The organism is Micromonospora vinacea (genome assembly GCF_015751785.1).
Taxonomy (GTDB): Bacteria; Actinomycetota; Actinomycetes; order Mycobacteriales; family Micromonosporaceae; genus Micromonospora; species Micromonospora vinacea.
The window spans coordinates 1,572,457-1,595,547 of record NZ_JADOTY010000001.1 but is presented as its reverse complement, the minus strand read 5'-3'; the positions used below and the strand labels follow the sequence as shown (position 1 = coordinate 1,595,547).

18 protein-coding genes are annotated in these 23,091 nt (G+C 71.8%); 9 read left to right on the top strand and 9 right to left on the bottom strand.

The annotated features are described in order from the left end of the window. Nucleotides 1-75 precede the first annotated feature (75 nt). Nucleotides 76-1,479: a type VII secretion integral membrane protein EccD gene (eccD, locus tag IW249_RS07765; protein ID WP_196920122.1), complete on the top strand. Its 1,404-nt coding sequence runs from the start codon at nucleotides 76-78 to the stop codon at nucleotides 1,477-1,479. 31 nt (nucleotides 1,480-1,510) lie between these two features. Here the strand turns inward: eccD and IW249_RS07760 are convergent, their stop codons facing one another. Further along, the gene (locus IW249_RS07760; protein ID WP_196920121.1) at nucleotides 1,511-2,017 is read right to left on the bottom strand and encodes an inorganic diphosphatase; all 507 of its coding nucleotides are present in this window, start codon (nucleotides 2,015-2,017) and stop codon (nucleotides 1,511-1,513) included. 527 nt (nucleotides 2,018-2,544) lie between these two features. Here IW249_RS07760 and dacB point away from each other — a divergent pair. The 3 genes from dacB (at nucleotide 2,545) to tilS (ending at nucleotide 6,171) form a co-directional block, all read left to right on the top strand. Beyond that, nucleotides 2,545-4,014 carry a D-alanyl-D-alanine carboxypeptidase/D-alanyl-D-alanine endopeptidase gene (gene dacB / locus IW249_RS07755; RefSeq protein WP_307788806.1) on the top strand — a complete coding sequence of 490 codons (1,470 nt, stop codon included), beginning with the start codon at nucleotides 2,545-2,547 and terminating at the stop codon, nucleotides 4,012-4,014. 92 nt (nucleotides 4,015-4,106) lie between these two features. Further along, complete coding sequence (locus IW249_RS07750; protein WP_196920120.1) at nucleotides 4,107-5,177, top strand: Rv3626c family coenzyme F420 biosynthesis-associated protein; 1,071 nt, start codon at nucleotides 4,107-4,109, stop codon at nucleotides 5,175-5,177. Between the two features lie 10 nt (nucleotides 5,178-5,187). Next, a complete protein-coding gene (gene tilS, locus IW249_RS07745) occupies nucleotides 5,188-6,171 on the top strand; it encodes a tRNA lysidine(34) synthetase TilS (RefSeq protein WP_196920119.1) in 984 nt (327 codons plus the stop codon). A gap of 9 nt (nucleotides 6,172-6,180) precedes the next feature. On the opposite strand, the gene IW249_RS07740 is transcribed toward tilS, so the two are convergent. After that, nucleotides 6,181-7,143, bottom strand: coding sequence for a GlxA family transcriptional regulator (locus IW249_RS07740; protein ID WP_196920118.1), 963 nt, complete (start codon nucleotides 7,141-7,143; stop codon nucleotides 6,181-6,183). A 42-nt stretch (nucleotides 7,144-7,185) separates the two neighbouring features. Between IW249_RS07740 and IW249_RS07735 the strand changes: the two genes are divergently transcribed. The 4 genes from IW249_RS07735 to folE all read left to right on the top strand — a co-directional run bounded on the left by IW249_RS07735 (nucleotide 7,186) and on the right by folE (nucleotide 11,235). Next, a complete protein-coding gene (locus IW249_RS07735; protein WP_196925107.1) occupies nucleotides 7,186-7,431 on the top strand; it encodes a hypothetical protein in 246 nt (81 codons plus the stop codon). Between the two features lie 100 nt (nucleotides 7,432-7,531). After that, nucleotides 7,532-8,107: a hypoxanthine phosphoribosyltransferase gene (hpt, locus tag IW249_RS07730; protein WP_030328005.1), complete on the top strand. Its 576-nt coding sequence runs from the start codon at nucleotides 7,532-7,534 to the stop codon at nucleotides 8,105-8,107. Between the two features lie 408 nt (nucleotides 8,108-8,515). Next, complete coding sequence (ftsH, locus tag IW249_RS07725; RefSeq protein ID WP_091403269.1) at nucleotides 8,516-10,534, top strand: ATP-dependent zinc metalloprotease FtsH; 2,019 nt, start codon at nucleotides 8,516-8,518, stop codon at nucleotides 10,532-10,534. Between the two features lie 35 nt (nucleotides 10,535-10,569). After that, nucleotides 10,570-11,235 carry a GTP cyclohydrolase I FolE gene (gene folE, locus IW249_RS07720; RefSeq protein ID WP_091403265.1) on the top strand — a complete coding sequence of 222 codons (666 nt, stop codon included), beginning with the start codon at nucleotides 10,570-10,572 and terminating at the stop codon, nucleotides 11,233-11,235. Between the two features lie 70 nt (nucleotides 11,236-11,305). Here the strand turns inward: folE and IW249_RS07715 are convergent, their stop codons facing one another. Then, the gene (locus IW249_RS07715; RefSeq protein ID WP_307788805.1) at nucleotides 11,306-12,016 is read right to left on the bottom strand and encodes a hypothetical protein; all 711 of its coding nucleotides are present in this window, start codon (nucleotides 12,014-12,016) and stop codon (nucleotides 11,306-11,308) included. Nucleotides 12,017-12,053: 37 nt separating this feature from the next. Next, a complete protein-coding gene (locus tag IW249_RS07710) occupies nucleotides 12,054-14,615 on the bottom strand; it encodes an FtsK/SpoIIIE domain-containing protein (RefSeq protein ID WP_196920116.1) in 2,562 nt (853 codons plus the stop codon). 195 nt (nucleotides 14,616-14,810) lie between these two features. Here IW249_RS07710 and IW249_RS07705 point away from each other — a divergent pair, with 195 nt between their 5' ends. Then, complete coding sequence (locus tag IW249_RS07705; protein ID WP_196924682.1) at nucleotides 14,811-15,374, top strand: Rv0361 family membrane protein; 564 nt, start codon at nucleotides 14,811-14,813, stop codon at nucleotides 15,372-15,374. 1 nt (nucleotide 15,375) lies between these two features. Here the strand turns inward: IW249_RS07705 and IW249_RS07700 are convergent, their stop codons facing one another. From IW249_RS07700 to IW249_RS07680, 5 genes are read right to left on the bottom strand one after another with little or no spacing between them, the layout of a single operon-like run. Next, entirely contained in the window at nucleotides 15,376-15,975 is a 600-nt protein-coding gene (locus IW249_RS07700) for a hypothetical protein (RefSeq protein ID WP_196920115.1), read from the bottom strand. Between the two features lie 13 nt (nucleotides 15,976-15,988). Further along, nucleotides 15,989-17,164 carry a M23 family metallopeptidase gene (locus tag IW249_RS07695; protein ID WP_196920114.1) on the bottom strand — a complete coding sequence of 392 codons (1,176 nt, stop codon included), beginning with the start codon at nucleotides 17,162-17,164 and terminating at the stop codon, nucleotides 15,989-15,991. After that, a complete protein-coding gene (locus IW249_RS07690; protein ID WP_196920113.1) occupies nucleotides 17,161-17,718 on the bottom strand; it encodes a hypothetical protein in 558 nt (185 codons plus the stop codon). The genes IW249_RS07695 and IW249_RS07690 overlap by 4 nt, the downstream gene beginning before the upstream one ends. Next, nucleotides 17,715-19,670 carry an MFS transporter gene (locus IW249_RS07685; protein ID WP_196920112.1) on the bottom strand — a complete coding sequence of 652 codons (1,956 nt, stop codon included), beginning with the start codon at nucleotides 19,668-19,670 and terminating at the stop codon, nucleotides 17,715-17,717. The genes IW249_RS07690 and IW249_RS07685 overlap by 4 nt, the downstream gene beginning before the upstream one ends. 1 nt (nucleotide 19,671) lies before the next feature. Beyond that, the gene (locus tag IW249_RS07680) at nucleotides 19,672-23,073 is read right to left on the bottom strand and encodes an ATP-binding protein (RefSeq protein ID WP_196920111.1); all 3,402 of its coding nucleotides are present in this window, start codon (nucleotides 23,071-23,073) and stop codon (nucleotides 19,672-19,674) included. Nucleotides 23,074-23,091 lie beyond the last annotated feature (18 nt).

Below are 23,091 nucleotides of genomic sequence, written 5' to 3'. Positions count from 1 at the left end.
CCGAGCCTGGCTCATGGTAGGTAAAGTCCTGTCGTCCGCGCAGCCTCCGATCCCCCTCGATATGGAGACCAGTCGATGACTACCGGGCTGGCACGCGTCACCATCAGCGCGCCGCAACGACGGGTGGACGTCGCCCTGCCGGAGCAGGTGCCCCTGGCCGAGCTGCTGCCCGACGTGCTCCGGCACGCCGGTGTCGGGCTGGCCGACGACGGCGAACAGCACGGCGGTTGGGTGCTCCGCCGCGCCGACGGGGCGTTGCTGGTGACCGCGCAGGCCCTGCTGCCGCAGGGGGTCCGCGACGGTGAGGTTCTGCACCTCGTACCGGCCCGCGCGCACTGGCCAGAGTTGGAGTACGACGACGTCATCGACGCGATCGTCGACGGGGCCCGCCGCCGGGGTGGCGCCTGGTCGCCCACCGCCACCCGGGCAGCCGGTCTTGCCGGTGCCGCCGTACCGCTCGCGGTCGGACTGCTCGCGCTGCTCGCCGGTGGCCCGACGCACCGGGCCGGTTGGCCGGCGGCCGTCGCTGTGGCGCTGGTGCTCACAGTGGCCGGCACTGTGGCCTCCCGCGCCAACGGCGACGGCGCCGCCGGTGCGACGCTCGGTGGCTACGCGCTGCCCTACGCGTTCATCGCCGGCGCCCTGGCCGTCGGCTCCGGCGACCCGGTCGGGCCGGTCGGGCCGGCCCGCTGGGTGGGCGCCCCCGAGCTGCTGGCCGGCTCGGTCGCGCTGCTGCTGGTGGCGTTGATCGGTCTTCTCGGGGTGGCCAGCCGGCTGCGGGTCTTCGTCGCCGGTGTCACTGTCGGCCTGCTCGGCGCGGGGGCAGCGCTCGGCGGGCTCCTGATGACCACGGCAGGTACGGCGGCGGTGCTGCTCAGCGCACTTGTCTTCGCCGTCGGCGTGATCCCGCTGCTGGCCATCCGGCTGGGCAAGCTGCCCCTGCCGCCGATCACCCTGCCGGCCTCGACCTCCGCGGCGGAGCCGGAGCGGGCCCGGGACCTGCCGGACCGCGGCCGGGTGCACGCCGCGGTGATCCGCACCGAGGAGATGCTCACCGGGATGCTGATCGGCCACGCCCTGCTGGTGGTGGCCACCGCCGTCGTCCTCGTGGTCGCCGGTGGCACTGCCGGTCGGGTGCTGGTGGCTGTCACCTCGGCGGTGCTGCTGCTCCGGTCGCGGCTGTTCGTGGCGATGCGACACCGGGTGCCGACGGTGCTCGCCGGGCTGGCCGGCTACGCGGTACTGGGCGCGGTGCTGGTCGGTCGGGCCGACGACACCGGGCGGTTGGTGCTGGTCCTCGGCGGGGCGGCGCTGGCCCTGGTGGCGGTCGCCAGCGGCACGGCATACGCCCGCCGGCCGGTCTCGCCGTACCTCGGGAGGGTCGCGGACCTCACCGACACGGCCCTGGTGGTCGCCGTGGTGCCGATCGCCTGCGCGGTGCTCGACCTGTACGACCGGGCCCGAGGGCTGCTCGGTTGAGCGGCCCCCGGGCCCGGTGCGTCAGCGGTCGTCAGTGGGCGGATTCGCCGCGCGCCTCGGCGTCCCTGGCCCGCTTGTACGAGGCGTGGATCTCGGCCTCGGCCTCGGTGCGGCCGACCCAGGTCGCGCCCTCCACCGACTTGCCGGGCTCCAGGTCCTTGTACACCTCGAAGAAGTGCTGGATCTCCAGGCGGTCGAACTCGCCCAGGTGGTGGATGTCGCGCAGGTGCTCCTGGCGGGGGTCCTCGTAGGGCACGCAGAGGACCTTGTCGTCCCCGCCCTTCTCGTCGGTCATCCGGAACATGCCGATGGTGCGGCAGCGGATCAGGCAGCCCGGGAAGGTCGGCTCGGGGACCAGCACGAGGGCGTCCAACGGGTCGCCGTCCTCGCCCAACGTGCCCTCGATGAACCCGTAGTCGGCCGGGTACTGGGTGGAGGTGAAGAGGGTGCGGTCCAACCGGATCCGGCCGGTCTTGTGGTCCACCTCGTACTTGTTCCGGTGACCTTTGGGGATCTCAACCGTCACGTCGAAATCCATCTGCACGCTCCCTCGTCTGCCCACGCTGGCTAACGGAACCAATGGCGGCCCTCCGGACAGGTGAATGCCCACCCGCCGACTCCGGCCGCCGCATAGTCTTCGGACCGAAGTAGTGTCACCCAAGCCGTTTTTCGCTGGGGGAGGAGGGGGTCGTGGGGAGGGAAGATTCACACTACCGCCCGGATGGGGGCTCCGCGCACGGTACCGGACGATCCGGCTCCGGCAGTGCCAAGGGGCGGGTCCCGGTGCCGGAGGCGCACCTCCCACGGGCTCCCGAACCAGCGCCCCCGACGCCGGAGACGGTGCCTGAGCGGCCCCCGCCGCTGCCCTGGCGCCCGCCGGCCGGGTCGGCGTCGCCCACTCCGAACACCGGTCACTTCCCGGTGGCGGGCGGCGAGTGGCCGGTGAGTGGCCCGCCGCGCGGCAGCGCCAGCGTCCCGGTCAGCCCTGCGCCGGTCAGCCCGTCGTTCGGTCCCGGGCCGACCGCCCCCGGCCAGGTCCCCCCGTTGGGCCCGCCGATCTCCGCGTTGCCGGCGCCCGCCGGCGCCGCACCCGCACCCCCACCCGCCGCGCCGCCCCGCCGGAGGCGGCTGCCGGTGCTGCTGGCCGCCGTGCTCGTGCTGGTGCTCGCCAGCGTCGGAGTCGTGATCACCCGTCCCGGTCCCGTCGCCGGGTGGCTGGGCGACGAGGTCGGGTCCGGTCCGAACGCGGCCGGCGTGACTCCGGAACCCGCCCCGTCGGACGTGCTGGCCGGGCCGGATTCGAACGCCCCGGTGCCCACCCCGGACGAGGTCCGTGCCGTGCTCGATCCACTGGTCGGCGTCGCCGCCCTGGGCGACCGGGTGAACGTCTCGGTCGCCGACGTGATCACGGGTCAGACGCTGTTCGCCAAGGGGGCGGACGACGGCACGGTCCCGGCGTCGGTGACCAAGCTGGCGACCGCTGTGACAGTGCTGGCCGCCCGGGGGCCCGGCTACCGGATTCCCACCCGTGCGGTGGCCGGCGCGAAGGCCGGCGAGGTGGTGATCGTCGGTGGCGGCGACCCGACCCTCGCGATCGACAAGAAGGGCTACTACCCGGGTGCGGCGCGCCTCGACGAGCTGGCCGCCCAGGTGCGCACAGCGCTCGGCGGCACCCCGCCGACCAGTGTCACAGTCGACGGCTCGGTCTACTCCGGCCCGGTGTACGGCCCCGGCTGGGACGACGACATTCCGACCGGCGGGTCGGGCGGCGCGGTGACCGCGTTGATGACCGACGGCGCTCGGGTGGACCCGGGCGTCGCACACGGATCCGCCCAGCGGTTCGTCGAGCCGGACCTGGCCGCCGGCAAGGCGTTCGCCCGGTTGCTCGGGGTGCCGAACGACGCCGTGAAGCGGGGCGCCGCCCCACCTCAGGCGGCGACCGGTGCCAGCCCGGCACCGGGCACCGAACTGGGCGTGGTGCAGTCTCCGCCGATGATCCGGCTCGTCGACATCATGATCAGCGAGAGCGACAACCTGGTGGCGGAGGCGCTCGCCCGGCAGGTCGCGTTGGCCCGCAACCAGCCCGCCTCGTTCGACGGGGGCGCCGCCGCCATGGACGCCGAGGTGGCGGAGTTGGGCCTTCCCGCCGACGAGATCAGCGTCTCCGACGGCAGCGGCCTGTCCCGCCTCAACCGGATCAGCCCGTCGCTGCTGACCGATCTGATCCGCTTGGCCGCCAGCCCGGACCATCCGGAGTTGGCCGGCGTCTTCGGTGGTCTGCCGGTGGGCGGTTGGTCCGGGACGCTGAACGAGCGCTACCGCAACACCGCGGGCACCGCCGCGGGCGCGGGCAGCGTCCGGGCCAAGACCGGCACCCTGACCGGCGTGCACTCGGTCGCGGGCCTGGTCACCACCGCTGATGGTCGGCTGTTGACCTTCGCGGTGCTCACCGACAAGGTGCCGGGTGACCGGGAGACCGCCCAGCCGGCGCTGGACCGGATCGCCGCCGCGCTGGCCGGCTGCGGCTGCGGCTGACCGTCGCCGGTCCGGGGTGACGCGGCCTCCATCGGTGTCGATCGAGGGCGCGAGCCCGGGCCGGGGTGTCGCGGCGCGGGTACGGTGGGTCCATGGCGCAGTTCGTGGACTGGGATCTGGCCGCCGCCACGGCGGGGGCGTTGAGCAAGTCTGGCCCCCGCGTGTCGTACGCCGAAGCCACCGACGTGGTCGGCGACCTGCGCCGGCTGACCGAGGAGGCGGCCGGGCACGTGGCCGACTACACGGGGCTCCGGGCGCAGGTGTCGCATCCGCCGGTCCGGGTGGTCGATCGCCGCGACTGGGCCGCGACAAACATCGCCGGGCTCCGTGAGGTGATCACTCCGCTGGTGAGTCGGCTCTCCGGCGACAAGCAACCGGGCGCGTTGACCGAGGCGATCGGCTCCCGGCTGACCGGGGTGCAGGCCGGCACGGTGCTGGCCTACCTTTCCGGCCGGGTGCTCGGCCAGTACGAGGTCTTCTCGGCCGACCCGGGTCAGCTGCTGCTGGTCGCGCCGAACATCGTCGAGGTGGAGCGGAAGCTCGGCGCCGACCCTCGGGACTTCCGGCTCTGGGTGTGCCTGCACGAGGTCACCCACCGCACCCAGTTCACGGCCGTGCCGTGGATGCGGGCCTACTTCCTCAGCGAGGTGCAGGCGTTCGTCGACGCCTCGTCCAGCGGGAGTGAGCACCTGGTCGAACGGTTGCGGCGCGGGGTGGCCACGTTGTCCGACGCGGTCCGTGACCCGGAGAGCCGCACCAGCGTGCTGGACATCGTGCAGACCCCGGCGCAGCGGGCCGTACTGGACCGGCTCACCGCGTTGATGACCCTGCTGGAGGGGCACGCCGAGTTCGTGATGGACGGCGTCGGCCCGCAGGTGATCCCGAGCGTGGAGCGGATCCGGGCGTCCTTCAACCGACGCCGGGAGGCGGGCAACCCGCTGGAGAAGGCGATCCGCCGGCTGCTCGGGGTGGACGTCAAGATGCGTCAGTACGCCGAGGGGCGCAAGTTCGTGCACGGCGTTGTGGAACGCGTCGGCATGGAGGGCTTCAACTCGATCTTCAACTCGCCGCTGACCCTGCCTCGACTGTCGGAGTTGGGCGACCCGGACGCGTGGGTCGCCCGGGTGCACGGCCCGGCCGGCACCATCCCGGCTGCTGGCTGACCACCCGCCGGTGGCCGCGCTCGCTCCGCCGGTGGCCGCGATCCGGGTGGCGGTCCGCCGCGCCCTGACCGGTCTGCCGTCCGGCGGGCCGGTGCTGGTCGCCTGCTCCGGTGGCGCCGACTCGCTCGCGCTCGCGGCGGCCACCGTTTTTGTGGCACCTCGGCTGGGCCGCGCCGCGCTGCTCGTCACAGTTGATCACGGCTTGCAGGACGGCTCCGCGCAGCGCGCCGAGGCGGTGGCCGCATGGGGACGGGACGTCGGGTTCGACTCGGCGACGGTGGTCCGGGTGGAGGTTGCCGGGCGTCCCGGCGGGCCGGAGGCGGCCGCCCGCGAAGCCCGCTATGGGGCGCTGACCGAGGTGGCCCGGCAGCAGGACGCGGTAGCGGTGCTCACCGGGCACACCCGCGACGACCAGGCGGAGACGGTGCTGCTCGCGCTCGCCCGGGGCGCCGGCCCACGCGGGCTGGCCGGGATGCCGGCCCGACGCGATCTGGGCGGGGTGGCGCTGCTGCGCCCGCTGCTGGAGATCGGTCGGGAGCAGACGCGCGCCGCCTGCGCGGTGCTCGGGCTGAGCCCGTGGCAGGACCCGCACAACACCGACCCGTCGTACGCCCGGTCGAGGGTGCGGGCCGACCTGCTGCCGGCGTTGGTGCGGGCGCTCGGGCCCGGTGTGGTGGACAACCTCGCGCGTACCGCCCGGCTGGTGGCCGCCGACAACGCCGCGCTCGACGAGTTGGCGGGGAGGGCCCTGGCGGCGGCCCGGTGCCCCGAGGGAGGGCTGTCCGTACCGGCGCTGCTCGGCCTGGTCCCCGCCGTGCGCGGCCGGGTGCTGCACTCCTGGGCCCGTGAGCTGGGCGCGCTGCCCGGTGCCCTGTCCCATCGGCACGTCGCCGCCCTGGACGCCCTGGTCACCGATTGGCACGGTCAGGGCCCGGCCGACCTGCCCGGCGGTGTCCGGGTGCTCCGTCGCAACGACCGGCTGGCTCCCGGCTGAGGCCCCTGGTCAGCCGCTGTGCGCCCGGTCCCGGAAGGTGGTCCGGTAGCTGTGCGGGGTGGCGCCGACCCGGCGGCTGAAGTGGTGGCGCAGCGCGGCGGCGTCGCTGAAGCCGGACTGGTCGGCGACCGCCTCCACGCTCAACGGGGTCTCCTCCAGCAACCGCCGGGCGAGCAGCACCCGCTGGTTGGTGAGCCAGTCGTGCGGGGTGGTGCCGGTCTCGGCGCGGAACCGGCGGGCGAACGTGCGGGGCGCCATGCCGGCGCGGGCGGCCAACTCCTCCACTGTGATCGTCCGGTCCAGGTGACCCATCAGCCACTCCAGCACCGGTTCGAGGGTGGGCGCCTCGGGCGCCTTCGGGATCGGCGCCTCGACGTACTGGGACTGGCCGCCGTCGCGATGCGGCGGGACCACCATCCGTCGGGCCAGCCGGGTCGCGGTGGCCGAGCCGTGCTCCTGGCGGATCAGGTGCAGGCACGCGTCGATGCCGGCCGCCGTGCCGGCGCTGGTGAGCAGCCGCCCGTCCTGGACGTAGAGCGAGTTGCAGCGCACCCGGGCGCGCGGGTGCCGGCGTTGCAGCTCGTCCACGTAGCGCCAGTGGGTCGTGCACTCGCGGTCGTCGAGCAGCCCGGCCTCGCCGAGCAGGAAGGCCCCGGAGCAGACGCTGAACAGGTGCGCTCCACGGGCGTCGGCCCGGCGGAGCGCGTCGAGCACCGGGCCGGGGACGGTGGTGCCCTGGCTGTGCGCGGGGATGGCCACCAGGTCGGCCTCGTCGACCGGGCCGAGGTCGGCGTGGGGGGTGAGGTGGAAGCCGGACGAGGTACGTACGGGAGCGCCGTCGGGGCTGCACACCTGGAAGCGGTAGGCGGGAAACCCGTCGGCTGTCCGGTCGGTGCCGAACACCTCGGCGAGTACGCCGAGCTCGAAGGGAGCGACCTGATCGAGGGCGAGGACGGCAACGGACCGCAGCATGTGACGAGGGTAACCCGACAGGTGGCAGTAAATCGATGACCAATGGCATTCCTGCCACTGTCCGCTCGCTTCGTCTGGTCGCAGACTGTTCTCAGTCCGGTGCGCACCGGCGGCGAAACCGACAGCAATCATGCGAAAGCGAGCGCCGCCATGGAGTTCCTGCTCTTCCTCCTGTTCCTCGTCCTGCTCGTCGCCGCCTCGGCGGCCGGCCTCACCGTCGACAGCCACGATTCGGCCGACTGGAAGCCCAGCGACGACGGCCGCCGCTGGCGGTCCCGCACCAACTGATGTGATTAGCGTTGTTTGCGCAGAAAATCCTTGGCGGGACCGCGCCAAAAGGTGCGGCCCCGCCGACGGAGGCCATCCGACGTACGGCAGGCTAGGAGTCATGGCTGACGGCTCCTGGTACGACGCCGACATCGACCACGTGATCATCTCCGAGGCGCAGATCCGCGAGAAGACGGCGGAGCTGGCCAAGCAGGTCTCCGCCGACTACGCCCACGTGGGCGACGGGCTGCTGCTGGTGTGCGTACTCAAGGGCGCGGTGATGTTCATGGCGGACTTCGCCCGGGCGCTGGGCCGCAACGGCCCCCCGGCGGAGCTCGACTTCATGGCCATCTCGTCCTACGGCCAGGGCACCACCTCGTCCGGGGTGGTCCGCATCCTCAAGGACCTGGACCGGGACATCGCCGGGCGGCACGTGGTCGTCGTCGAGGACATCGTCGACTCCGGGCTCACGCTCTCCTGGCTGCTGCGCTACCTCGAGTCGCGTTCGGCGGCGAGCGTCGAGGTGGTCGCCCTGTTCCGCAAGCCGGACGCGGTGAAGGTGCCGGTCCCGGTGAAGTACGTCGGCTTCGACATCCCCACCGAGTTCGTGGTCGGGTACGGCCTCGACTTCGGCGAGCGCTACCGCGAGTTGCCCTACGTCGGGGTGCTCAAGCCCGAGGTCTACGCCCGCTCCTGACGCCGGGACAGACCCGTCGGGACGGCCCGCCGGCCGGCATGAGCCCGACTCGCATCGGTATCCATCAAGCCGACGTTCAGCGCGCTCTCAGCTGATGCGGTTACCGTGTAACCCGGTGGCCCGGAGGTAACTCCGTGCTCGACCCTCTCGATCGCGTGACCGGGCGCTCGGGTGGCCGAGCCGGACTCCCCGCCACACCGGCTTTTGATGGTGCACGACTGCGGGGCTCGCAAGCTCACTCCTCGCGTACACGGTGTACCGTCGAATGACCGCGGCGCGGCAGTTTTCGCGCCTCGGGGTCGAGGCCGGCCCGCACGGCGGCTCCGGCCGCCGCTCAGCGCGGCGACACCATCAGACGGTCAGGACGTCGATCAGGAGGATGCGGGCGCTCCGGCGCTCGACAACAGTATGGAACGTACGCGTTTCTTCCGCCGACCGGTGGTCTGGATCATCCTGGTCATCCTCGGCGCCGTTGTGCTCAGTCAGCTGTTCACGAGTGGTCCCAGCTACCACCGCGTGGACACTTCCGTTGCGCTCGATCAGCTGCACACCGCCAAGATCAACAAGGTGGTCTTCCAGGACAAGGAGCAGACGCTCCAGCTGGACCTGGCCCAGAAGACCAAGTTCGGCAAGACCGAGACCAACAAGATCGAAGCCCAGTTCCCGTACCAGGCTGGCGACCAGATCTGGAACGAGGTGCTTGACGCCAAGGCGAACAACCGGGTCACCGGCCCGGCCGACGCCAAGGTCTCCTCGGACAGCATCTGGGTGAGCCTGCTGGTCAACCTGCTGCCGATCGCGCTGCTCGTCCTCCTGCTGCTGTTCTTCATGTCGCAGATGCAGGGCGGCGGCTCCCGGGTGCTCAACTTCGGCAAGTCCAAGGCCAAGATGATCACCAAGGACACTCCGAAGACGACCTTCGCGGACGTCGCGGGTGCCGAGGAGGCCGTCGAGGAGCTGTACGAGATCAAGGACTTCCTGCAGAACCCGGCGAAGTACCAGGCCCTGGGCGCCAAGATCCCGAAGGGTGTGCTGCTGTTCGGCCCGCCCGGCACCGGCAAGACGCTGCTGGCCCGCGCGGTCGCCGGCGAGGCCGGGGTGCCCTTCTACTCCATCTCCGGCTCCGACTTCGTGGAGATGTTCGTCGGCGTCGGCGCCAGCCGGGTCCGTGACCTGTTCGAGCAGGCCAAGACGAACGCCCCGGCGATCGTCTTCGTCGACGAGATCGACGCCGTCGGCCGGCACCGTGGTGCCGGCATGGGCGGCGGCCACGACGAGCGGGAGCAGACGCTCAACCAGCTCCTCGTCGAGATGGACGGCTTCGACACCAAGGGCGGGGTCATCCTGATCGCGGCCACCAACCGGCCGGACATCCTCGACCCGGCGCTGCTGCGCCCGGGCCGGTTCGACAGGCAGATCCCGGTGGACGCCCCCGACATGGAGGGCCGCAAGGCAATCCTGCGGGTGCACGCCAAGGGCAAGCCGTTCACCCCCGACGTCGACCTCGACGCGGTGGCCCGGCGCACCCCGGGCTTCAGCGGCGCCGACCTGGCCAACGTGATCAACGAGTCGGCTCTGCTCACCGCCCGTAAGGAGCAGCGCGCGATCTCCAACGACTCGCTCGAAGAGTCGATCGACCGGGTGGTCGCCGGTCCGCAGCGACGGACCCGCGTCATGAGCGACAACGAAAAGAAGATCACCGCGTACCACGAGGGTGGCCACGCGTTGGTCGCCTGGGCGCTGCCGCACGCCGCGCCGGTGCACAAGGTGACGATCCTGTCCCGTGGCCGCTCGCTGGGCCACACCCTGGTGCTCCCGACCGAAGACAAGTACACCCAGACGCGCGCCGAAATGATCGACACCCTGGCGTACGCGCTGGGCGGTCGCGCCGCCGAGGAACTGGTCTTCCACGAGCCCACCACCGGTGCCGGCAACGACATCGAGAAGGCCACCCAACTGGCCCGCGCGATGATCACCCAGTACGGCATGAGCTCCAAGCTCGGCGCGATCAAGTACGGCACCAGCGGGGACGAGCCGTTCCTCGGCCGCAACATGGGCCACGAGCGGGACTACTCGGACTCGGTGGCCGCCGAGATCGACGGCGAGATGCGGGCACTGGTCGAGCTGGCGCACGACGAGGCCTGGGAGATCCTGGTGGAATACCGGGACGTCCTGGACAACATCGTGCTCGAGCTGATGGAGAAGGAAACTCTCTCCACTGCCGACATGGCGCGGATCTGCTCCCGGGTGGTCAAGCGCCCGCCGCTGGCCCCGTACAACGGCTTCGGCAAGCGCCAGCCCTCCACCGAGCCGCCCGTGCTCACCCCTGCGGAGAAGGACAAGCTCAAGGCGCAGGCCGAGGCCGACGGCGCGCAGGCGTCGGTCGGCGGCGGCGCGCCGTCCAACAACTCGGACGGCACGCACTGAGCAACGACCCGACGGCCAGCTCCCCACACGGGGAGCTGGCCGTCTCCGCGACCGAACCCGACGGCGACGACGAGCTGGACTACGTGGCCGCGCGGCTGATCAGCGGCAAGCTGACCGGCCGCCCCGTCGAGGACGCGGTCGACCTCGGCCGGATCGAGAAGGCCGTCCGCGAGATCCTGATCGCTGTCGGCGAGGACCCGGACCGCGACGGACTCCAGCAGACCCCGGCCCGGGTCGCCCGCGCGTACGCCGAACTCTTCGCCGGCCTGCGGGTCGACCCGGCCCAGGTGCTCAGCACCACCTTCGAGGCCAACCACGAAGAGCTGGTCATCGTCCGGGACATCGACGTGATGAGCCTCTGTGAGCACCACCTGCTGCCCTTCCGCGGTAGCGCGCACATCGGCTACATCCCGGGCCCCGACGGGCGGATCACCGGCCTGTCCAAGCTGGCCCGACTCGTCGAGGTCTTCGCCCGTCGACCCCAGGTGCAGGAGCGGCTCACCTCGCAGGTCGCCGACCTGCTGATGAGCAAGCTCGCACCACGCGGCGTCGTGGTCGTGCTCGAATGCGAGCACATGTGCATGGCGATGCGCGGCATCCAGAAGTCCGGTGCCAAGACCATCACGTCGGCCGTACGCGGCATCCTGCAGAGCGACTCCAAGTCGCGGGCCGAGGCGATGGCGCTGATCATCCCCCGCTGACACCCGACGCACCGCGGCCGGCCGATACCCATCCGGGACGGCCGGCCGTCGCGTTCCCGCAGGGTGTCTGTCAGCCAGCGAGCAGCGCCAGCAGCAGGCCGGCCGTGGCCAGCACCGCCGGCACCAGGCACACCAACGCGCCGAAACGCACCGTACGGTCCAGCCGCTCCGTGGGGCTGACCCGGAACAACCGCCCGATGCCGATCCAACCGGCGACGAACGCGACCGCCGGCATCGGCAGCCCGCAGATCAACGCCGCCACGGTCGCCGGTCCCACCCCCGTCGCCGCCAGAACCACGACCTGGATCAGCGGCACCAGCAGCGCGAACGGCCCGTACACCAGGAGGTTGCGCGCTCGCGCGGGCCAGGACCCCGGCCGGAACCGGCGGCGCGCGGCCAGCGCCGCGTCCGCCGCCTCGGCCCAACCACGCGCGGTCCGCAGCGCCGCCAACACGGCCGCCGGGCCACCCGCCATCGACCGGGCCGCCTCGGTCAGCTCCGGCGGCGACGGCACCAGGGAGATCGCCGGTACGCCCAACTCACGCAGCCGTTCCTGCTGACTCGCCAGCCCGGTACGGACCACAGTCAACTCCTCCCGGGCGGCGTCCGCCGACCGGGCCTGCTCACCGGCAGCGGCAGCCGCGCTCCGGCGTACCCCGTCCAACTGGCGGGCGGCCGCAAGATACTCCACCCAGGCCGTGCTGGGCTCGACCGCCCGCGGCGTGGCGTCCCCGGTCGCCGCAGCGGCCCGCTGCCGCCCCGGCCCGGTCACCGTCGCGATCGGATCCACCTCGACACCCTCCACGCGCGCCACCCGATCAGCCCGCCTCGTCGGCGAACGGCACCAGGACCGTGCCCCGCTCGTCCGGGCCGTCCCAGAGCACCGCGCGGTCGGGGCGCACCTGCCACTCGACCGGCCGACCGAAGACCGCGGTGAGCTGCGCGACCGGCACGTCCAGCACGGCCACCGCCGCCAACTTGTCGACCTCGCCCGCCGGCTCGAACAACGCGGCGAACGGCGGCACCGCACGCCACCAGCCCAGCAGATGCCGCCCCGCCGGCGGCCCATCCAGCAGGAGCGCCCGCAGCCGGTCCACCGGCAGCTCCCGAGGACCCGGCCGGTCCAGCCCGAAAACCACCAGGTACGTGGGCAGTTCGTCGGCGGTGTCCGCGAGCAGCGTCGGCAGATCCACCAACTCGGCCGGATGCCGGACCGCCAACTCGGCCGTCAACGCCTCCGCCAGAGCCCGGGAACCCGGGTCCGGTGCCGCCACCAGGAAGCGGGCGCCACCCGGCGCGTGATGCGCCGACGTGCTCCGCGCGGCCGTCGCCAACAACCCGCCCGCCGCGGTGCCCGAGCCCAGCACCGCGAGGTTGCGCCCGGCCGCCGGCCCCAACGGCACGGCGACCGTCGAACGGGCCACGTCCACCGCCCGGCCCAGCAGGGCGGCCGGCCCGTGCGCCTGCCCCGCCAGGGCCGCCCGGTGGCGCGGATCATTGCCGAGCAGCGGCCGGGCGTAACCCGCGAAGACCACCGGCGGCACCGACCCCGCCGGACGAGCCGCCCACAACTCGTGCCGCAGCGCCTCCACGACCTCCGGATGATCCAGTGGATCCGGGTGACGGATCAACCGTTCGTGACCGCGGATCGCACCGCGAGGGCCGCCGAGCCCACCGGCCGTGTTCACCACCGCGCTGCCCACCGGCAGACCGGCCGCCGAGTCGTTCGTCGGCTCCAACACCGGACTGCCTCCCGGCAGCGCCACCCGCACCGGAAACTGCCCGAGCACCGAATCCCGATGACCAGCATCGGCGCGCGCACTCAACCCCAACTCGCCCGCGCCCGCCAGGACCAGGTGCACGCCGTACGCCCGACCGGCCCGGGCCAGCCCGTCCAACTGGGCGGCCACCTCGGCGGCCAGCCTGTCCCGTTCGGCGAAGAGCAGTGGCACATTGTCCAACACACAGACGATCCGCGGCAGCGGCTGGTGCTGACGCAACTCCGAGAAGCGTTGCCCCCCGGCCCGGGCACCCGCCTCCGTGCGGCGCTGCACCTCGGCCGTCAACTCGTCCAGCAGATCCCGGACGTACTCCCGGTCGGCGGCCATCGCGGCCGCGCGCACCTGCGGAACCCACGACCGGTCCCGCTCGGTCTGCAGGAACTCCACGAAGGACTCACCGTCGCCGAGATCCGCCAGGTAGAACGCCAGGTCGTCCGGGCCGTACCCGGCGGCCAGCCCGAGCAACGCGGTCGTCAGGAACGCCGCACGCCCCGCCGCGGACCGGCCACTCACCAGCCAGTGCGGGGTCAACTCGGTGAAACCCAGCGGCACCGACCGGCCCCCGGCATCGCCGACGGTCGTGGTCAGCCCGTCGGCGGAGTCCGACTCCCACAGTCGCTCACCCGTCGGCGGCAGCAGAGCACCCAACGCCAACCGGGAACCCGCCTCCACCTGCTCGGCGAGCCGCCGACAGACCGCGTCGACCAACTCGGCCGGCGGATCCGACTCGACGAAGACCGGCGAGTTCAAACCGCCCGGCGGATCGGCGCCCGGCCCGGCGAACGACGCCCCCGGCGGATCACCCAACAGCGCGTACGCATTACGCAGCGCCAACGGTGTGGCGTGCGGCAGCGGCGCCCGGACCGAATACGGGCCGGCGGGCGGCCAACCCGCCACCACCAGGTGCAACCCAGCGGCCGGCCCCTGCTCGGCCAACGCCTCGATGCGGGCCAGATCACTCGGACCCGTCGACTCCGGTAGCGCGGCCACCACCAGCAACAACGTCCGATCGTGACGGCGCCGCCCGCTCGCCCCCGGCGTCACCCACTGCTCCGCCTCGGTCAGCACCGCGCGCAGACCCGCCACGTCCACCGCCGGTGGCGGCAACAGACCAGCATCAGCGAGCGCCCCGAACGGCGTCAGCACCGCACCGGTGGCATCCACAGCGCGGATCAGCAGAGCACCTGCCGGTGCCGCAGCCAACAACCGCAAAAGTACGGCCCGGAGCAACCCGGCCACCCGCGGCTCCCGCGCGTCAGCGTCCACACTGAGGTGACCGCTGCCGACAAGAGGCACCAACGCGGGGAAACGAGCATCGTCCAACGGCGCCGCGGTACCGACCCGAACGAACGGCGGCGGACCATCACCCGCCGGCGAATTCACGGTGAGCGAGTCCAGTGCCGCACCGGCCCAACCCGGAGCCAGCACGGCCGCAGCCGTGCGCAACCGGTCGGCCACCTCATACTGACGGCGCTGATCGGCCGGAGCCGGCCGCGTCTCGTCCAGGATCCCGGCAGCAGCGGTCGAGACCGCCGTCGCCCGACGATGCAGGGCTGCGGCGCGGTTCGTACGAGCCTTCGGACCGGCCACCGCGTCCACCCCCTCTACCCGAGGTTGGCAACCCCTCCCCAAGCAGAGACGGTATCCCAGCCGAGGGCGCACCTCCGGGAGGTGCCTCGGCGCTGCGCCGGTGATGTCGTGGATCTCACCGGTGGGGAGGGGTCCGTCACGATCCGCTCGATCTGAGGCATTGGCTCCTGGCCGTCCAGCCGTTAACTTCAGGAGGTGGAATCAGTGCAGCCCCCCGCCGGTTCCCAGGTCTCCCGCGTACCGGCCCAGCGGACACCGTCCGAGCAGCTGCCGCCCGCCCCGGCAACGCCGGCACCGCAGCCGCCACGCCGCCGGATGCGGACGGTTCTCACTGTCGTCGCCGGCGTACTCGCCCTGCTCTGCATCGGCGGCGTCGCAACGGCCTACGTGTGGTACACCCGCGCCTCAACCCCGGACCGCAGCGCACCCGATGTGGTCGTGGACAACTATCTGCGCGCGTTCCTCGTGGATCGCAATGACACGAGAGCAGACCTCTTCACCTGCGAGAGCGGGGCCGAGCTACAGGCCATTCGAGACTTGAGAGCTGAAATTGAGCAGCGTGAGGCGAAGTTCGACGTCACGGTTCGAGTCAGTTGGGGCCAACTGACTCGCACGCCATCTAGCGAGGGAGAATCAGTCGGCACCACGTTGACCATTTCCGGGTCTGCCGAGGGTGTTGTCCGGAGCAGCCGCCGAGACGACTGGACGTTCACCGTCGTCGAAGATGACGGTGGTTGGCGAGTATGTGGCGGCACGCCGGCTAGCTAAGTCACTCGATCCAAAGCAGGTGAACCGGCACCTCCAAGGTGGTGGGTGACTGGCCTCGCCAGGCCCAGCGGTACCACTCGACCTCGGGTGTGATCCGCACGCAGATGTCCCCTTCGGCACCCGAGTAGGTTTCGGTGACCGCTCGAAGGTCGCGGTGCTCCAGGCCGCCCTCGACGTGCACCACCCGCCGACCGGTGACCGCGTCCGCTTCGAAGACCGGTGTGGGGGCCCGGTGTGCCGGGCCGTCCAGCGAGACCAACCGGATGCCGCTGTCACGGGTGCCGTCCACCTCCGGTCGGCTGCCGACGGTCTCCACCCAGACCCGTTCCACCGGCACCAGCGGCGCGAACACCTCGACCTGGTCGGCTTCGGCCCGGTACCACTCGTGCTCGGGGATCACCGGCACGTAGGTTCGAGCGCTCTGCACCACCCGGTCGTCCGCGCGCAGGTCTCCGCGCCAACCCATCCCGGGCAGCCCGACCAGCACCCGTTGCCCGCGAAGCTCCACCCGCTCAGTCGCGGGGACGATGGCCAGCGGTCTCGGCGGTTGCGGTGCCCAGTCGGGCTGGTCGGCGAACGGATCAGGCAGTGGTCCGGTCATGACCGCAACGGCCTCACTCAGCGGCGCGCAGCGGAGCACCCCGCTCGCGCATGAACGGGACCGGATTCACCGCGCCGGACGCGCTGCGGTTGTTGCGCAGGTGCACCTCGAAATGCAGGTGCGGGCCGGAGGAGTTGCCACTGCTGCCGACCTTGCCGATCACCTGACCGGCCGTCACGATCTGATCCTTCTTGACGAAGGGCTGGACCACCATGTGGCAGTACCGGGTGATGTAGCCACCGGCGTGCAGCAGGTCGACGAACCAGCCGCAGCCCCCCTTGCCGGGGAATCCGTCCACGTTGCAGTCTTGGCGGCCGCGATGGTCCTCGTCGCAGGTCGAGACCAGCACCCGACCGGTCGCTGCCGCGCGGATCTCGGTGCCCTTGGCCGCGCCGATGTCGACTCCGTTGTGGCTGGGTCGGCTGGCGGTGCGGAAACCGGAGCCGACTCCGCCGGGGATTGGCGCGGTCCAGCCGGAGGCGGCGATCTGGCCGCGCTCGGCCGCGTTGCACACCGCCTTGCCGTTGATCTCGACGGTGCGGGCCGCGCCACCGGCCAGAGCGTCCACGATCCGGCTGGCCACCTCTTCGTGTTTGGCGTACGCGTCCGGGTATGCGCTGACCTGCACCCGCTGCGCGACTGCGGTCAGCGGCCGGCGTTGCCAACTCTCCACCTTGACGAGCTTCTCGTAGAACTTGCGGGCCGCGTACGCGGGGTTCAACCGCTCGGCGACTGTGCCCCACCCCGGCCGCTGCTGGAACAGGCCCAGCGAGTCGTGGTCCGCGCCAACCCCCTCGTGTGGCAGCGCCAGGGACGCGGGTACGCCGCTGTTCGCCAGGTTGCGTAGGGCGGACTCCTGCATCGCTGTGGCGAGGGCGACTACCCAGCCTCGGGAGGGCACGCCCATGTCCTGGCCGACCTTGATGATGATTGCGGCATTGCGGATCTGGGTGTCGCCGTACTCGGTGAACCGCGGCAGCTTGCCCGCGACGTTCACCGCTCGGACCGGTCCGCACTCCATGCCCAAGGCATCAACGTTCTCGGCGTCGTCGCCGCCGAGCCCGGTGAGAAAGAACGCAGCTGTGCCGCCGGTACAGCAGAGCAGGAGCAGCATCCCGGTGAGCACCGCGGCGACCAGCCCCAGCCGGAGGGGCCCGCGGCGGGTTTCGGCCTTACCAACGTCGTTCATGGCCGCTCCCAGTCCAGAACGTCGACCAGCCAACCATCGTCGGAGGTGACCAGTTCCAACCGGAGCCCGCCGGCATCGAGGGGGAGCAGCAACTCGACGAACGTCTCGGTCCGCTCTCGCATGGACGGAGGACCCGTGATCTTCTCGGCGGGCACGCTCTCGGGCTCGGCACCGGTCAACTTCTCCCTCAGGGCCGGAGTGGAGAGCGGCCGTAGGCCGGCCTGCCACTCTTCGGCGGTCATCCCGGGACGGCCCAGCCAGGCCTTGGCGAAGCGATCGGCGGTCTGTTCGGGCGTGCGGGCGCCGGGCGATGTGATGGGTGACGGCGGGGCCGCGCTGTTGAGTAGACCGTCGTCGCCGGCCGTCGGGTCCACGGTGATGATCGGCCCATCCGGACGGCTACTCAACCCATCCGCTGAATCGACCGGGTTGGAGATCAGCCGGGTCGCCCCGAGCACGCCGACGACCACCACCCCGATCGCCAGCGCAATGCCCAGCCGGGACCGCAGCGCCCGAGTGAAGAGGAATTCCAACGCCCGTCGCATGACCGTCACCTCGCTTCTGAGCGCACCCGAGGTCCGGTGCGATCCGGTGCCCGCTCGGTGGAGCCCGGGCGGTAGACCACGAACGACGGATTCTCAGCCGGTACATCCGGCTCGGTCCAGGTCGCTGGCTGTCGGCGTCGGGGCTGCGGGGCGGTTGGGCGCCCCCGACCTCTGCCCTCCTCCGCCGGCGCTTCGTCGGGCCGCTCTCGACCGTCCGGGCGCGCCGCGTCTGTGCGCCGGCCCTCGGCCACTGCGGTCGGCACCGGGGCCGGGTCCTCCCGCCGCGCCTCCGGACGTAGCCGGGTCTGCGTTGCGTCGGGGGACCGTCGGCGTCCGCCCACCGGCTCGGCGGTGCCGCCGGGCTCGGCCACGTCCAGCCGCGCGGCGGTCCGCATGTCGCGGAAGAACCGGCGGTGCCAGGATCCGGCCGAACTGACCGCTTCGCTGCTGTCCTTGCCGCCGAGTTGGGTGATCCGCCGGTACGGCCGCAGCAACAGCCATCCGACCACCCCGCAGAGCCAGACCAGCACCACCTGAAGCCAGCCTGGCAGGGTGGGTGTGCTCATGATCAAATCAACAGCGAAGAGGTAGATCGCGGCGCCGGTGCCGAAGATGGCAATGTTGAACACAGCGGCAACGACCGCGTTAGCCAGCCGGCGTAGCCCGGCGCTGGCCGGTCGGAGCAAACCAATGGTGCCCAGGATGGGTGCCGCGATCACCGCCCACCGGAAGATCAGGAAGCCCAGCAGTACCAGCACTGACGCGGTCAGGTCGAACATCGCGAAGAGCACGGCCGCGAGCACGGCGATGAACCCAGAGCCGATTCGGTCCATGTCGCGAGATCCCGTCAGGAACTCGTACGCCTCCGGGTCTTCGGTCTCGATCTGCTCCGCGATCGTCATCCACTGCTGCTGCTTGGCCTTGATCGTCGCTCCCCGGGTGCCCGGGTTGGCACGCAGCTTCTCGGCCTCCTCCCAGGAAAACGCCTTGGCGTCGTACAGGGCGGGGCCATACTTGCGGGCGGTCTCGCTATCCGCCGAGCCGAGCACTCCTCGCAGCCAGTTGCGGTAGAGCATGGCCTCGGTGGCAGTGTCGCTGGCCCGAACGGCGGGCGGCCGGTTGTCCTTGCATGCCTTGGGATCCGGATCATCGCACTGATCAGGCGGGGTGTCTCTGGAAGCCGGGCCTATGGCGTCGTGCACGACGCCGAGTGAGGTGATCAGGGTGCCGTCGGCGATGTTCGCCGACTTGACCGGCCAGGCCGCCAGCGCGGTGACCGCCACCATCACCAGTAATGCCCACCCGGCCGTCGTCATCGCATTGCTCATGTCCGACTGGCGGGAGCGCCAGAGCAGGTAGAGACCCACCACGCAGAGCGTGACGATCCCGAAGACGCTGAAAACCTTCTGGTAGATGGCTTTGGTGGCCTTCTCCACCAGCGGGTCGGCCCAATCCCACATCGAGCGAGGGTCCCAGGCCCGTTCCCGCAGGGCGTTCGAGGCGCCCACGACCGCCGTGGCGATCATGAGCTCCCCGTTGGCGACGGTGGTGGTGAACTTGTAGTCGGGATGGAGGACGGCGGAGGCACAACCACCATCCGGTCGATAAGTGTTGAAGCTGTAACCGCCGTAGCCGTAGTCGCTGTAGATGCCCTTTGGCCCAGGCAGCTTGGACGAGTCCGGGCGGGAGGCGAACCAGCCGGCGAGGCCCGAGTCCGGCGCGGACGGTACGGGCGGCTTCCGACACTCGATCTCCCCCTCACCGACCTGCTTCAGCTTCCCCACGCAGGCGCGGAAGTCGGCTTGCCATTCGGCGGTCGTGCAGAGGTCGGCGCGGGCCTGGGCGGCGGGCGGTGCGGCGGCTGCGGCCTCCGCACCGATCAGCGGCCAGGTGAGGGTGGCCCCGGCCAGTACGCCAAGGGCGAGCAGGAACGACGCAGTCCTTGCCCAGGCCCTAGCCATGTCACGCCTCCAGATCCGGCAGGGGGATGCTCGGCAGGACTCCGGCCGCCGCGGCGATCGCGGCGGGCGTCGTGTCGAGGTGGTCCAGCAGTCCTTCGACGTACGAGACGTCGACGCGGACCTTCTGCACCCGCCCGTCGACGTCGCGCATCACGAACTCGCGGAAGCCGAGCCGGCTGGACGAGCTGGTGTCGGCGGCGGAGAGGGAGGCGAGCGTGGCCTCGTATCCGTCGTTGACCGGCACTCGCAGCAGCCGCAGGGCTTCGGAGGCGATCTCGGCGTCCTCGGCGATGCGGCCGACGAAGACGGTGGAGACGAGGTTCTGCACGTCGAGGCCGAGGATGTCCTTGGGGTTCTGCGAGGCGACAAGCGCGGCCAGGTTCCACTTGCGGGAGTCGCGGGCGAGGCGGACCAGGAAGGATCGGCCGGACCGCCAGCCCTCCATGAAGTGCGCTTCGTCGAGGCCGACGAGTTTGCGCGACGACATCGAGCCGCCGTAGCAGCGCCGGACGGCGAGCCGGTGCGCGGTGTGCAGCATCGGCAGGGCCAGGGCCTCCTCGGCTGACCAGTACTCCCGTTCGATCTTGAGGTCGGGCAACCGTAGCCCGGCCATGGTGATGACGGTGAGGGCCGCGTCGGCGCCGAGTAGCCCCTCCGGCGGTCGGCCGAAGAAGAGCATGGCCAGTGGCATCTCGGCGGTGTCCAGCAGGAGGTTTGCCAGTTCCTTGCCGGCGTCGTCGTCGAGCCGCCCGAGGCAGCTCACCACGTCGTCCAGCGTGGAGGTTTCCTCGGCGGGGACCTGGCGGACGGCGTGCCGGAAGAGCGTGGCGGTCGACGCCTCCCTGGCCACCTGCGGCGGGACGAGCATCATGCAGATGTCCTGGACCAGCATCCGCCGCTCGGCTCGGGCGTTTGAGACGGCGATCTCGAACTCCCGGTCACCGGCGGCCCCGGTGCCGAACTCGGAGCGCAGCGGCGTCGGGATGAGCGAGTAGGGCGCCAGGGTGCCGTGCTCCGAGCCGGTCAGGTTCAACACCCGTGAGTACGGCCGCAGCTCGGGCATCGCGCAGAGGCGGGCCAGCGGGCCGGACGGGTCGAGCAGGGTCACCTGGACACCTCGACGGGCGGCCAGGTAGCCCAGGGCGCCGAGCAGTGTCGACTTGCCACCACCCGGTTCGGCGACGAAGACCGCGAGCCCGGAGCGTTCCCGGACCTCCATCGGGAAGTGCAGGTCGAGGAAGACCGGGCGGCGGCAGGTTCCGGCGGTTCGGCCGATCAGGTCGCCCCGCCGGTCGCCCACGTTCGATGCGGCCTGGGGGAGCGCGGCGGCGAGCAACGGCACCGGCATGCGGCGGACGTAGCCGGTGTTGGCGATCGGCTCGCCGGGGATGAACTCGCGGGCCAGCCAGTCCTGGTTTTTCGGGTGCTGTAGCGAGATGCGCAGTTCCCGGGAGTAGAGCTGGATGAGCCGGCGGGCCCGCTCCAGGCATTCCTCTCTGGTCCGGCCGCCGACCGCGATCCGGTGCCAGCCGTGCGCACGGGCCGAGTCGACAGGCAGCCCGGTGGTCATCTCGTCGCCGATCACCAGTGCGCGCTTGGCCAGTCGTTCCAGCTCCGGGGGCGCGTCGATGCCGTGCTCGGCGTAGTCGAGCTGCTGCGAGCGGATCATCCGCAGTCGGTGTTCGAGATTACGGAAGGAGTCGCCTGAACCGAGGATGTCGACCCGGGTGGAGATTTCCATCGGCCAGGGCAGCCGCTCGTGGAAGTGCAGCCACGGCTCGTGCCGTTCCGGGATCTCCAGCGGCTCCATCCGGCCGACCGCGAGGACTGCGACGTGCCGTTCCTCGCCGGTCATCCGATTGACCAGCTTGACCGTCGAGCCGTACGGGGTGCGGTAGCGCTCGACCTGCTCGGTCATGGCGAGCAGGTCGCCTCGCTCCCACCGCCCGTCGGTGACCGGGGAGAGGGTGCTCGGCGGCGACATGCACAGCGCCACGGAGCGGTAGAGCAGCCACTCCAGCTCCTGGGCGGTGACCCGCCGGCCGCGCATGCCGAACGCGCCGAGCACCTCGTCGAACTGCTCCACGGTGCGGCCCAGCTTGCGGCGTTCACCATCGGCGGTGCCCCGGCCGAAGGTGCGCAGCACCCGCTCGGTGAGCGAGTCGCCGAGGGAGCGGCGGGCGAAGGTGACACCCAGGTAGGTCTGCCCCTCGGCGTGGTTGACCGCCATCAGGTGCCGTTGGGCGGCGACCAGGTGATCGGCCCAGCCGGTGGTGCCGGGTACGTCGGGCAGCGGTGCCGAGGTGTGCGTGTCGATGGTGCGCGCCCACTCGTCGGCGGGGAACGGCCGGGTGGTGCGGCGCAGGTGCAGTCGGAAGCCGGCCAGGCCGGCGTACTGCTCGGAGATCGCCGACAGCAGCGCCTCGCGTTCGGCGTCCGGTCGGAACGCCCAGCGGACCTCGGGCAGCCAGTACCAGGCGGTGACGGTGTTCGGTGTGAAGGTCAGGTGACCGGCGATCTCGGTGATGGCCAACTCGACTGACGGATCCCGATCCCCGAATTTGATCTTCGGAGCGCGAACCCGGGTCGGCTTGACCGGTCGGTCCGATCGGCTCGCGGCGCGTTGGCGGGACGGGGCGACTTCCCTGCCGGTGGGCTTGGACCGATCCGGGTCGGTGGGCCGGTGCGCCGTGCGCTCCAGGGCTGGCCGATCCGATGCGGTGATGCTCGCCGGCTGCTCGACCGGTGCCGTGGGCCGGGCCGGCTGAGCTGCCGGCGTGGCGGTGGGTCGGCTGCTCGGCAGCGTGCCGGCTGCCCGGCCGGCGGTGCCGGTGCTCGTCGCCGACGAGCCGCGGCCGGTGGACGGGTCGGGCTCGTCCGGTGGACGGAGCATCGGCCGTCGATCACCGGCCTGGTGCGGCACCCGGGACTCGGTGGGCGGGTGGCCGCCGCCGTGCCGTGGCTCGACGGGTCGGCCACCGCTGCCGGGCTGGTCGGCGGGCGTCCACGGTGGCTCCAACTCGGGAACCGCGCGGGCGGGTGCCGGGCTGGCGGTGGGCGGCGGCTGATGCGGGATCGCCGGCTGCTCGCGGGTGCTCGGGCCGGCCGTGACGGCTCGGGCCGTGCCGGGTCGCCCCCCGCCGCCGAAGAGGTCCAGGAAGGGGGAGTCGATGTCGGCGTTCTCGCCGGCCGACACGGCGGTGGGCTCGGCCGGTGGCGTCCGGCGGGAAACCGGCCGGGGCGCCTGGAACACGCCGACGGCACCGTGGCCGGGCGACGTCACAAGCGCGGGGTCGAGGGCGACCTCATCTTCGTCTTCGGTGTAGTCGAATGAGTGCGCACGGTGACCGGCCGGCGCGCCCGGCCGGCCGGCCGGGGAACCCGGCGTGGAGGAGCGGCTCATGCGATCGCCTCGGTGACC

Bases quoted from the DNA above. Each gene is read 5' to 3' on its own strand.
- IW249_RS07740 (WP_196920118.1), bottom strand. From the start codon at position 7,143: ATGCTGCGGTCCGTTGCCGTCCTCGCCCTCGATCAGGTCGCTCCCTTC.
- ftsH (WP_091403269.1), top strand. From the start codon at position 8,516: ATGGAACGTACGCGTTTCTTCCGCCGACCGGTGGTCTGGATCATCCTG.
- IW249_RS07735 (WP_196925107.1), top strand. From the start codon at position 7,186: ATGGCATTCCTGCCACTGTCCGCTCGCTTCGTCTGGTCGCAGACTGTT.
- IW249_RS07685 (WP_196920112.1), bottom strand. From the start codon at position 19,670: ATGGCTAGGGCCTGGGCAAGGACTGCGTCGTTCCTGCTCGCCCTTGGC.
- IW249_RS07695 (WP_196920114.1), bottom strand. From the start codon at position 17,164: ATGAACGACGTTGGTAAGGCCGAAACCCGCCGCGGGCCCCTCCGGCTG.
- hpt (WP_030328005.1), top strand. From the start codon at position 7,532: ATGGCTGACGGCTCCTGGTACGACGCCGACATCGACCACGTGATCATC.
- eccD (WP_196920122.1), top strand. From the start codon at position 76: ATGACTACCGGGCTGGCACGCGTCACCATCAGCGCGCCGCAACGACGG.
- IW249_RS07750 (WP_196920120.1), top strand. From the start codon at position 4,107: ATGGCGCAGTTCGTGGACTGGGATCTGGCCGCCGCCACGGCGGGGGCG.
- IW249_RS07760 (WP_196920121.1), bottom strand. From the start codon at position 2,017: ATGGATTTCGACGTGACGGTTGAGATCCCCAAAGGTCACCGGAACAAG.
- IW249_RS07700 (WP_196920115.1), bottom strand. From the start codon at position 15,975: ATGACCGGACCACTGCCTGATCCGTTCGCCGACCAGCCCGACTGGGCA.
- IW249_RS07680 (WP_196920111.1), bottom strand. From the start codon at position 23,073: ATGAGCCGCTCCTCCACGCCGGGTTCCCCGGCCGGCCGGCCGGGCGCG.